Raw genomic sequence first — 10,791 nt, forward strand, 5'->3', positions numbered from 1 at the left:
TTTTATGCTGTGGCTGCCTCTGCAAGGCGCTGCAGCAGCTGTTTTGTCCGTGTGCGTGCAGGAGAAAAATATTCACAGTCAAGCCGACAAGTCAGCGATAACCATCGACAGCCATCATCATGACGGCTGTCATAAGCAAACGGCTGATGACACCACTCATCACGTGTTATCCAGTCTGCCATGCGACGACACTTCTTGTAATGTTTATAGCAGCACGCCGATTCTGTCGGGTTATGCGACGCCGATGCTGATCGGAATCACCTCTACTGTTATTTCTGTGAATTCCGGATTCACGTCGTATGATCCGGAACAGCCACAACGCCCTCCACTACTCAATCTCCTGTAATCCCGCCGATTACTGCGGCAAACGAGCAATTTTTGCATAGATTCTGTGCATTGATACGTATTGCGTAGCAAGTGCAATATCGCAAGCTATCTGCAGTGTCTGCCCATTTTCAATAGAACAGACGAAATTACCTGCCAGGAGGTTAAATGTTCACTTTATTCGATATTCATACGCACCAACAGCAACAAAACTTCATCCGGAGGCTACCATGAATCGCGCTGGGATGATTGTCATTGCGCTGGCCGTGACTACAGCAACAACCCACGCACAGGCAGAGGGAGAAGCAAACAACACCGGATCAACCATGTTTACTCACTCCGTCGCACAAAAACCAGCGACCGCATCGCACTTGAGCAATACCACATTATTACCCGGACTGATCAGGGAAACACTGGAAAACAATCCGGAAATCCGAGCGGCACAACAGGAGCGCACAGCAGCACAGCAAAGAATCGCACCGGCTGAGGCGCTGGATGATCCCATGCTCGAAGCGGGGGTGATCAACGCGCCGTTGGCGTCGTCGCCATTTAACCGTGAGGATATGACGATGAAAATGATCGGCCTGTCTCAGCGTCTGCCTTTTCCGGGAAAACGCGGTTTGCGCAAGGAAGTTGCCAGCAAGGATGCACAAGCGATTGAATATGGTTATCAAGAAACAGTTAACCGCGTGGTGCACGACCTGAAGACGGCTTATTTTGATCTGGGCCTTACGCTCGAGATGATTCAATTGGTTGAAAAAAACCGGCAGACGCTGGAATATTTTTTGCGCATCGCTGAAGAACGTTATCAAGTAGGACAAGGCAGTCAGGCGGATGTACTGAAGGCGCAGACACAAGTTTCGAGAATGCTGGACCGATTGCTGGGACTGGAACGTGAGCAGCCTGTATTTGAAGCGGAACTGATTCGCGCATTGGGACGCGGCACTCAGATTGAAGCGCTGTCTCCAGCACTGCTGCACCTTCAGGAAACGCCCTTGATTATAGAGGTGCTGCAGCAAGAAGCCATGACACAGCGCCCGCAGCTATTGGCACTGCAAAGCCTGATTGCGCGCAATGAAAAATCCGTTGATTTGGCACGCCGGGCTTATTACCCGGATCTCGATGTGCGTTTTTCGTATGGTCAGCGCGACAGTATGCTGGATGGCAACCGACGTGACGATATGGTCAGCATGACGGTGGCCGTCAATCTACCGGTATGGCGCGGCAATAAAATCGAGCCGCGTATCCTGGAAGCACAAGCGCTACGTGACCAGATAGCTAGTCTGTATCAGGCACAAAGCAACGAAGTGACAGCAAGACTGCGGCAACAAATTGCCATGGCCGAACAAAGCCTGAAATCAGTCAAACTCTATCAAACCACCATTCTGCCCCAAGCACGATTGACGGTTGAGTCCGCATTAACTGCGTATCAGGTAGGCCGGATTGATTTTCTGACGCTGCTGGATAATCAGATGACGGTATTTGATTATGAAACCAATCGTATCACCGCGATAGCCAATTACAACAAAGCGCTGGCGGAGATTGATTGGCTGGTGGGTAAAAAACATGCGCACTGATAACCATCCAGGAGCTTCCCATGCCATCCATGATTAAGCAGGTCTTATCCGTAATCGCGCTATTAGCCACGCTGGCCGCAGGCTATTGGTGGGGTTATACACAATCACAAACTGCCGAAACAGCAACTGCAGCTGTAGCAACTAAAGGAGATCGCAAGATTTTGTATTACCGCAACCCAATGGGCTTGCCAGACACTTCTCCGGTACCCAAAAAAGATCCGATGGGAATGGATTATCTGCCGGTTTACGATGGCGAAGAAGCGCCATCGGATCAGAACATTGTGGCCATCAGTACTGAAAAAGTACAAAAACTCGGGGTGCGCACCGAAAAGGCGGAATTGCGCGAACTGATACGCACTGTGCGCGCGGTAGCGACAGTGCAGACCGATGAACGCAAGCAATACACCGTAGTGACCAAATTCGAGGGCTGGATACAACGGTTATACGTTAATACCACGGGACAAGCGGTCAGAAAAGGCGATGCGCTGATGGATGTCTACAGTCCTGATCTGGTTGCCGCGCAGCAGGAATATTTGATTGCCGCGCGCGGTTTGCAATCGGTCGCTGACGGCGACCCGGACGTGCGCGCCGCAATGCAACGGCTGGTTACCAGCGCCTTACAAAAACTGCGCAACTGGGATGTCGCGGAAACTGAATTACGGCATTTGCAGCAGACCGGCGAAGTCCGCCAGTACTTAACATTGCGTGCGCAAGCCGATGGCGTAGTGCTGGAAAAGAAAGCCATAGAAGGACAACGCTTCATGCCGGGAGAAACGCTGTACCAAATCGCCGATTTGTCGAGCGTGTGGATGCTGGCCGATGTGTTCGAACAGGATCTGAGCATGATTCATCCTGACCAGCGCGTGACCATTCGCGTGGATGCGTATCCCGACAAGGTTTTTAACGGCGAAGTGGCGTTTATTTATCCGGCGGTAACGCCAGAGACACGCACCGCCATCGTGCGCATCGTGCTGCCCAATCCCGATGGTTTACTGAAACCCGCCATGTATGCACGCGCCGAATTTGCATCGTTTCACAGCAGAAATAAAGTGCTGACCGTACCGGATTCTGCCGTGCTGGATACCGGAACCCGCCGCGTAGTCTTGGTGGATTTGGGAACCGGCCGTTATGAACCGCGCACGGTAAAGCTGGGCACGCATGCCGATGGCTACGCCGAAGTGCTGGGAGGGCTCCGGGCTGGTGAAGCCGTGGTGGTCAAGGCGAATTTTCTGATTGACGCGGAAAGCAACTTTAAAAGTGCGCTCAACAGTTTTGGCCATACTTCGTATTATCCAGTGTCCGGCGAACAGGAAATTGCATCCAGCTCAGCGGTTTTGTCTGCTTCGCAAGTGCAATATCGCGGTGAGGGCAACATTGAGGCAATCGATTTCGCGCATGCGACGGTCACGCTTGCGCATGGCCCGATTGAAAGCCTCAAGTGGCCCGCTATGGTGATGGATTTCCGCGTTCAAGAACCGGCGCTACTGCAAGCGTTCAAGCCAGGGCAAAAAGTCATTTTTGAAATCGCCGAAGAGTCGGCTGGTGAGTTTGTTGTTGTACGCATTCAGCCAGCCGATACCTTTCACGATCACTAGGAGGGTATCGACATGCTCAAGCACGTGATTGAATGGTCGATCCGTAATGTTTTCCTGGTATTGCTCAGTACCGTGTTTATCATCGGTTGGGGTATCTACTCGCTATGGAAAATGCCGATTGACGCAATTCCTGATTTGTCCGATGTGCAAGTCATCATTTATACCGAATATCCCGGACAGGCGCCGCAGGTGGTCGAGGATCAGGTCACCTATCCGCTCACCACCGCCATGCTGGCTGTGCCGCGCGCAAAGGTCGTGCGTGGTCAGTCGGCTTTTGGCGTTTCGTTCATTTACGTCATTTTTGAAGATGGCACCGATATCTACTGGGCACGGTCGCGCGTGCTGGAATACTTGAGTTTTGCGGCAAATCAACTGCCGCAGGATGTGCGCCCTGCGCTGGGTCCGGATGCCACCGGTGTCGGCTGGATTTATCAGTATGTCGTAACCGCCAAAGACCGCACGCTGGACGAATTGCGCACCATTCAGGACTGGTTTCTGCGCTATCAACTCACCACCACGCATGGCATATCCGAAATTGCCAGTGTCGGCGGCTTTGTCAAAACCTATCAGATCACGGTCGATCCGCGCCGCCTGCAAGCATATGACATTCCGTTGAAACGCATCACTGAAGTAATCGCCGCCAGCAACCGCGATGTCGGCGGGCGCGTGATCGAATTGGCGGAAACCGAATACATGGTGCGTGGCCGGGGTTATCTGCAAAGTATCAGCGATCTGGAGAATCTGGTGGTGCGGGCGCATGTCGGCATGCCTGTGTTGCTGCGGGATATTGCCCGGGTGGAACTGGTGCCCAGCGAACGGCGCGGCATCACCGAGCTGAACGGCGAGGGGGAAGCGGTTTCCGGCATCGCGGTAGCGCGCTATGGCGAGAATGCGCTGGATGTCATTCACGATCTCGAAGCTAAAATTGACCAGATCAAATCCGGTTTGCCGCAGGATGTTTCGGTCGAATCGGTATACAACCGTTCGGAACTGATCCACCGCGCCATTGCGACACTGCAGGAAGTATTCATCGAGCAGATCATCATCGTGGCATTGGTGTGCGCGGTATTTCTGATGCACGTGCGCAGTGCGCTGGTGGCGATCATCATGTTACCGATCGGCGTGCTGATCGCGTTTATTGCCATGGCGCAGCTCGGCATTAACTCCAACATCATGAGCCTGGCCGGAATAGCCTTGGCGATTGCGGAAATGACGGACGCCGCCATTGTCATGGTGGAAAACGCGCATAAGCATCTGGCGCGGCTCAAACCGGGAGAATCGCGCACCGACGCGGTTATCGCCGCGTGCAAGGAAGTCGGGCCGTCGTTGTTTTTCAGCTTGTTAATCATCACGGTGTCGTTTCTGCCGGTGTTCGCGCTGGAAGCGCAGGAAGGACGTATGTTCCAGCCGCTCGCGTATACCAAAACCTTTGCCATGGCCGGTGCAGCCGTTCTATCGATTACGCTGGTTCCGGTGCTGATACTGCTGTTGATCCGTGGCCGCATTCCGCGCGAGCAAGACAATCTGCTGGGCCGCTTGATGATTCGCGGCTATCAACCGATTGTCGCTGGCGTGATGCGCTGGAAAAAATCCATCCTGGTGATTGCATTGGGCGTGCTGGCTGTGACGGTTTATCCGGCCATGCGGCTGGGCACCGAATTCATGCCGACATTAAACGAGGGTACGTTGCTGTACATGCCCGTCACGTTGCCGGGCATTTCGGTGACCAAGGCGGCGGAAACGATGCAGACACAAAACAAAATCATCATGAATTTTCCGGAAGTGGCCTCGGTATTCGGCAAAGCGGGACGCGCTGATACAGCGACTGATCCGGCGCCACTGGAAATGACTGAAACCATCATCAATCTGAAACCGGAGCGTGAATGGCGTCCCGGCATGACCATCGATCAGCTGATTGCCGAGCTCGATCAAGCGCTGCAAATCCCTGGTGTCGCGAATGCCTGGACCATGCCGATCAAGAACCGCATCGACATGCTCGCCACCGGCATCCGCACCCCGGTCGGCATCAAAGTATTCGGCAATGATTTGACTGAAATCGAAGCCATCGCGCGGCAAATCGAAGCCGTGGTGAAAACCGTGCCCGGCACTACCAGCGCGTATGCCGAACGCATCACCGGCGGCTATTACCTGGATATCGAGCCGGATCGGCTGGCATTAGCGCGTTACGGCCTGGCGGTGGGTGATCTGCTCGATGTCATTTCCGTGGCATTGGGCGGGGAAGTGATTACCACCACGGTGGAAGGCCGCGAGCGCTTTGACGTGGCGATCCGCTATCCGCGCGAACTGCGCAGCGACCCGCAAGCCATTGCCACGCAAGTGCTGGTGCCCGCGATGGGCGGCACCATGATTCCATTGGGTCAATTGGCGCAAGTCAAGCTGGTGCAAGGGCCGCCCAGTATCCGTACCGAAAACGCGCTGCTGTCGGCTTACATCTTCATCGACATCCGCGACCGTGACATCGGCGGTTATATCGCCGATGCGCAACAAGCCGTGCAACAGCAGGTGCAATTCCCACCGGGATACTATGCAACCTGGAGCGGTCAATTTGAATACATGCAGCGTGCCACCGAAAAATTGAAGCTGGTGATTCCGCTGACGATTCTGATGGTGTTTCTGCTGGTTTACTTGAATTTCGGCCGCCTGACCGAAACGCTGATCGTGATGCTGTCGATACCGTTCTCGTTGGTCGGCGGCATCTGGCTGATGTACTGGCTTGATTACAACCTGAGCATCGCCGCCGTGGTTGGATTCATCGGCCTGATCGGCATCGCCGCAGAATCCGGCATGGTGATGCTGACCTTCATCGATCAAGCGCTCGCCACCATTGCCCGGCAACGTAAAGCGGTCGCCGAGCAAATAACCCTCAACGATTTGTACGACGCCGTGGTGCAAGGCGCCGTTTACCGCATCCGTCCGGTGATGATGACCATCGCCGGCAGCGTGGTCGGCCTGCTGCCGGTCATGCTCAGCACCGGCACCGGCTCCGAAGTGATGCGCCGCATCGCTGCGCCGATGGTCGGCGGCATGGTTTCCGCGATGATCCTGACATTGATCATTTTTCCGGCGGTGTATGCGGTGGTCAAAGAAATTCCATTGCGGCGTGCGGAGTGTAAAAGCAGGTAGAAGGTTATTAAGCGCAGCGCAATGCACCGGATGATATGTGCGCAGATGCCAGTTGACGCATTACGCTACGTTTTGAGTACGTTGTATATTTCAGTCAGTGTCCTTCCTGTGGTTAAACCGATTACCAAATTAGGTCTAGCTCAAACAGAATAAGCAACTTTTTTGCAACAGTATTCACGCTCTTGTTTAAAAGATCTCCGTTAAAACTTGATAAATAAAACCATTTGATCAACCATGTGAGAAAAATCACAGCTCAACTACACGAAAAGGTGTATTCATATCCACTATAGGCAAACAAGAATAATTTTTGCGAATTCTCTATGAATTGCCAACCTTTAGCTATCATCAATAATGAGAATTTTGAGTTAATACATTAATTATTAAGTATCTTGTTGACCCAAAATTATATAAAGTCTTACGAAGTTCTGCGAGTATGCTCCATTGAGATTCAGCATTGTGAGTTCATTGTCAAATCATTTTATTCTACAAAGATGGTTTTTACATTTCTAACTCCAAAAATTAACAGCAATGAAATACGCTCAGCTTAATTTCATCAACTACATGAAGGGAGAAAGGATCGAGACATCAACTACTTATCGACTGTAAAAAAGCTTTTGTATTTTCTGTTAATTTTATTGCAAGTAATTCAAGTTGAATGACTTATTTGCACCGATGCTATCTCTCGAAGGGGGTTTTATGAATCTGATAAAAATGCTGGCCTTTATTATGCTGGTCGGTAGTATTCATGCTTTGACTTATGCTCAAAGTATATCTTTGCCATCGCAAAACAATGTACCTAATTTCACGGCTCAGACCATAAATCAGTCATCAGGTGTTCCTACAAAAAGCAAGATCGAGTTTGCTGAGCACAGAATTCTTGTTAAATTCAAGAGCCAGACGACTGTCAATGCCAATGCCTCTCAAGTATCGACCGATGCTGTAGAGAATCTGAGTCAAGGTGAATTATCGGCACTCAATAGTGTTCAGGGCAAAGTTATAAAAAGCTTTGCCAATATGGGTGTACATGTTGTTCAAACACCGTTGGCGGTTGGTAAAGCAATTGAAATGCTGTATCGCAATAATAATGTGCAATATGCCGAACCAGATTACAAGGTCCGTGCGATTGTGACGCCCAATGACCCCAACTTCTCTGATTTGTGGGGATTAAACAATACTGGTCAGGCATTCGGTATACCCGATGCGGATATTGATGCGCTGGAAGCCTGGAATACCAGGACAGATGCCAGTAAAGTCATTATAGGCGTAGTTGATACCGGGATAGATTATACGCATGCGGATTTAATTCCCAATATGTGGATAAACCCAAAGGAAATTCCTGGAAACGGCATTGACGATGACGGAAACGGCTGGGTCGATGATGTCCACGGGATAGATACCTGCAATGGCGATGCTGATCCTATGGATGATCATTTTCACGGTACCCACGTCAGTGGAACCATCGGTGCTAGGGGCAATAATGGAATCGGCGTGACGGGAGTGGCCTGGAAAACCAATATTATGGCCCTCAAGTTTCTTTGTTCGGACGGTTTTGGTTTCGTATCGGGTGCAATCGAAGTTATTAACTATGCATTGGTTACGAAAATAAATAATAACTATCCTCGCATGATTCTGAGCAATAGCTGGGGCGGCGGTGAATATTCACAAGCGCTTTTCGACACCATTACATTGGCTAAAGGTTTAGGAGTGCTATTTATTGCGGCGGCTGGCAATGAAGGAATGGATACCGACAATATTACTGTCTATCCTGCCGGTTATAAAGTGGATAACGTTATTTCGGTGGGAGCCTCCAATTCGAACGACGATCCGGCTTTTTTTTCCAATTATGGCTGTAGTAGTGTTGATGTATTTGCGCCGGGAGAAGGCATTCTAAGCACGATGCCCGATAACAATTATAATTACCTTTCGGGAACGTCAATGGCAACGCCGCATATTAGCGGTATGGCAGCTGTGATTTGGTCCCAGAATCCCGGTAAAAATTGGAGATCGGTTAAAAGTGCGCTGATGAATAGCGTCGATCATCCAGCTTCCGTGAGCAGACGCAGCGTAAGCCAGGGTCGAGCCAACTTGTCTAAAGCCCTAAAACCAGAGGCCATTAATGAGCCCACAATCTGGGGTACTTCGCCACCTTCAGCTGCGCCGGGTGATACGATCACCATAACAGGTCATAATTTTGGCGCGACTCCAGGCAGCGTTAATTTTAATGGCACACCTCTGACTGTATTGAATTGGTCGAATACAACCATCAGCGCTAAGTTAGGTCTAAACAGCCTGGGTACTGGGGCGTTGAAAGTAATCAGGGCGGATAACAACATTAGCAATAGTGGTGCCTGCTTTGGTGTATCGTTCAAACCGAGTCTGGTTGGACAAACAATAATACCGCGTGCTTGGACAAGTGGTGCCCGCGTTGGCAGTAAGTATTGGATTATTGGTGGAGAGGCTCCTTGGGGCATTACCGGGATTGTTGAGTCGGTTAATATGTCCACGTTTACTTCAGCGATAAATTCTCAATGGTCGATGCCAATACCCCTGAGCAACACAGGCTCTGCAGCTATTGCTTCCAAGATTTATGTTGTCGGGGGGTATAATTCGCTTTTGGGGATTATTTCCAATAGCCTGCAAATATTCGATACCGTCAGTAAAACCTGGAAAGCGGGTGCTTCACTGCCTGAACCATTGATGCAATCTGCAGTTGCAGCCATAAATGGCAAGCTTTATGTTTTTGGTGGTCTTGATGGTTTTTTTGAGCCGACAAATACTACTTTTATCTATGATCCTGCAAGTAATCAATGGTCATCTGGCACCGGAAAAGGAACTTCCACTGCTTATGCCGCTACAACCTCGGCACCGGGTAGTAGTACAGTGACGGTTGCCGGCGGCTTTGCCTGTTCATTTTTTGGTTGTGAACAGAACATTGTCGAGATTTACGATACGGTATCTGATACCTGGTCATCTGCATCTAATCTGAACCGTTCTCGGGCAGGCACCGCTCATGCTTTTTTCAAAGGTAAAGATCACGTTTTATTTGGTTCATACCAGAACACAACGGGCGAATACTTTAACGGCAGTATTTGGAAAGAAGCTATTTCGGGACCTATGTTGTATACGGCAACAGGAACCGTCTGTAATGCATGCAAAGCGATGGTAATTATGAGTGGTTATGATCAATCATTCTTTTTTGGCTCCTTTAACCAGAATATTTGGCTTTTAAAGGAATAAGCTGGAAGGCAATTGTTTTTACAGTCTGGTAGCAACAATATGTGCTGCCAGACTGTATTAACTGATCATGAGTTGGTTCACCTCGGCAAACCAGCTGCAATCACGATAGGGCTGATTCTGCAGCAGCTTTTTATAACGCTCGGGCAAATTGCGCGCAATCGCCTGGAATTCCTGTTTATCCTGCTGCGTGATGAGGGTCGGCCCGATAAACGGGGTTTGGTTGCGGCGCAGATTCATTTTAAAGGCCGGTTGATGCGGCAAATCAAAAAAACGGATCATGTTCTTCAGCACCGCTTCCCGCTGCAGATCCACGCCAACATCGATAAAAAACACCCGGTCTTGCCAGTGATGGTCTTGAATCAATTGCATCGCGCGGTACTCAATCTCCAGCCATTGCAGCAGATAAAACTGAAAGCGACTGAGCGATGGCGGATAGTGTCGGAACACCTCTTCTTGCCCGGTCAATGCCCAGCGGAAAAAACGCGCACCGCTATCGTCCGCATAATCGGCCAACGGAAAGTGCAGCTTGCGCATCATCTGTTCGCGCACATATTCGCTTTTCGCCACCCGCAACGGATCGCGCACCAGATGGATAAAACCGGGATTGTGCAGCAGCGTTCCGGCGTGGCGGTTAAATGCCTTGAGGAAAGCATGATTGGATTCAAAATAAAACGGCTTTTTGCGGCTGGCGATAAAACGGCATTTGCGCTCCAGCACCGGCAATAGGGCGCCGTCGTTACGCTGCGTATTCCATGCGATGGGCTGGCCAAACAGAGTGGGGTTGCCAAACGTGAAATAAGGCTCGTGCGTGCTGTAACACTGCGTGATGTTGCGAGCAAAAAAATCCGCGAGAAAACTCGTGCCTGAGCGGCCGCTGGCGAGGGTGAACAGGACAAGCTGAGCGCTACTCATAC

6 protein-coding genes are annotated in these 10,791 nt (G+C 50.7%); 5 read left to right on the plus strand and 1 reads right to left on the minus strand.

Annotated features, from left to right (window positions below; translation table 11 throughout):
* The first annotated feature begins 4 nt into the window (after positions 1 to 4).
* From K2Q13_RS00605 to K2Q13_RS00625, 5 genes are all read left to right on the plus strand, one after another.
* A complete protein-coding gene (locus K2Q13_RS00605) occupies positions 5 to 346 on the plus strand; it encodes a hypothetical protein (RefSeq protein WP_292918709.1) in 342 nt (113 codons plus the stop codon).
* A 208-nt stretch (positions 347 to 554) separates the two neighbouring features.
* Entirely contained in the window at positions 555 to 1,901 is a 1,347-nt protein-coding gene (locus K2Q13_RS00610) for a TolC family protein (RefSeq protein ID WP_292918710.1), read from the plus strand.
* 20 nt (positions 1,902 to 1,921) lie between these two features.
* On the plus strand, positions 1,922 to 3,496 hold the full coding sequence (locus K2Q13_RS00615; RefSeq protein WP_292918711.1) for an efflux RND transporter periplasmic adaptor subunit: 1,575 nt from the start codon (positions 1,922 to 1,924) through the stop codon (positions 3,494 to 3,496).
* 12 nt (positions 3,497 to 3,508) lie between these two features.
* Complete coding sequence (locus K2Q13_RS00620; protein ID WP_292918712.1) at positions 3,509 to 6,640, plus strand: CusA/CzcA family heavy metal efflux RND transporter; 3,132 nt, start codon at positions 3,509 to 3,511, stop codon at positions 6,638 to 6,640.
* A gap of 696 nt (positions 6,641 to 7,336) precedes the next feature.
* Complete coding sequence (locus tag K2Q13_RS00625; protein WP_292918713.1) at positions 7,337 to 9,877, plus strand: S8 family serine peptidase; 2,541 nt, start codon at positions 7,337 to 7,339, stop codon at positions 9,875 to 9,877.
* 57 nt (positions 9,878 to 9,934) lie between these two features.
* On the opposite strand, the gene K2Q13_RS00630 is transcribed toward K2Q13_RS00625, so the two are convergent.
* Positions 9,935 to 10,789: a hypothetical protein gene (locus K2Q13_RS00630; protein ID WP_292918714.1), complete on the minus strand. Its 855-nt coding sequence runs from the start codon at positions 10,787 to 10,789 to the stop codon at positions 9,935 to 9,937.
* Positions 10,790 to 10,791 lie beyond the last annotated feature (2 nt).

The sequence above is a fragment of the Nitrosomonas sp. genome (genome assembly GCF_019752095.1).
GTDB lineage: Bacteria > Pseudomonadota > Gammaproteobacteria > Burkholderiales > Nitrosomonadaceae > Nitrosomonas.

Coding starts and splice junctions, on each gene's coding strand:
- K2Q13_RS00605 (WP_292918709.1), top strand. CDS start 5: ATGCTGTGGCTGCCTCTGCAAGGCGCTGCAGCAGCTGTTTTGTCCGTG.
- K2Q13_RS00610 (WP_292918710.1), top strand. CDS start 555: ATGAATCGCGCTGGGATGATTGTCATTGCGCTGGCCGTGACTACAGCA.
- K2Q13_RS00615 (WP_292918711.1), top strand. CDS start 1,922: ATGCCATCCATGATTAAGCAGGTCTTATCCGTAATCGCGCTATTAGCC.
- K2Q13_RS00620 (WP_292918712.1), top strand. CDS start 3,509: ATGCTCAAGCACGTGATTGAATGGTCGATCCGTAATGTTTTCCTGGTA.
- K2Q13_RS00625 (WP_292918713.1), top strand. CDS start 7,337: ATGAATCTGATAAAAATGCTGGCCTTTATTATGCTGGTCGGTAGTATT.
- K2Q13_RS00630 (WP_292918714.1), bottom strand. CDS start 10,789: ATGAGTAGCGCTCAGCTTGTCCTGTTCACCCTCGCCAGCGGCCGCTCA.